2 protein-coding genes are annotated in these 844 nt (G+C 57.9%); both read left to right on the top strand.

What is annotated here, in order from left to right:
* The coding region (locus FKW31_RS15825) for a MotA/TolQ/ExbB proton channel family protein (RefSeq protein WP_150179064.1) at positions 1-694 on the top strand (694 nt) is incomplete at its 5' end.
* Positions 695-724: 30 nt separating this feature from the next.
* On the top strand, positions 725-844 hold a 120-nt coding region (locus FKW31_RS15820; protein ID WP_193562099.1), incomplete at its 3' end, for a biopolymer transporter ExbD.

Here is an 844-nt window from a genome sequence, read left to right as displayed (position 1 = left end):
TGATATCATCGCCCGCGGCGTGCTGCTGATCATGCTCATCATGTCTTTGGGCACATGGTATATCATGATCACCAAGTTCATTGAGCAGGCTCGCCTGTTTGCCGCCGCCAAGGAAGCCACCAAAAGCTTCTGGACCAAACACAGTATTCAGGAAGGCGCTTCAGCTCTCACCTCCACATCCCCATTCCGCTATATTGCTGATACCGGTATTGTGGCGGCCGAGCACCATGAAGGCACGATGCAGGAAAGCATTGATCTGCATAGCTGGACGGGCATGTCCATTCAGCGCGCGGTGAACAACATCCAGAACAGCCTGCAAAAGGGCCTGGCCTTTTTGGGCACGGTGGGCTCCACCTCTCCGTTCATCGGTCTGTTCGGCACGGTGTGGGGGATCTACCACGCGCTGACAGCTATCGGCATTGCCGGTCAGGCATCCATCGACAAGGTGGCGGGGCCTGTGGGTGAATCCCTGATTATGACGGCCATTGGTCTGGCAACCGCCGTGCCGGCCGTTCTGGGCTACAACCTGCTGGTACGCCGCAACAAGACAGCCATGGATCTAGTGCGTGACTTTGCGTCTGACCTGCAGTCCATCCTGATCGGGGGTGTGCGCCACGGTGCGGCTGCAGAGCAGATTGAGGTGCGCCCGGACAACTCCCCCACCACAGCCACGGTATCCAACCGCGTCGGATAATCGGTCAGGTCAAGCCTAAGGAGAGCGCTTATGGGCATGCAGATTGGCGATAGTGGCGGGGAAGACGACGTCGTCTCCGCCATCAACACCACACCGCTTGTGGATGTGATGCTGGTGCTGCTGATCATCTTTCTGATCACCATTCCGGTG

Origin of the sequence: Acetobacter sp. DmW_136 (genome assembly GCF_008690365.1) — a bacterium.
GTDB lineage: Bacteria > Pseudomonadota > Alphaproteobacteria > Acetobacterales > Acetobacteraceae > Acetobacter > Acetobacter oryzifermentans.
Note: the sequence above shows the minus strand (reverse complement) of the source record. Positions and strands in the feature narration are given on the sequence as shown.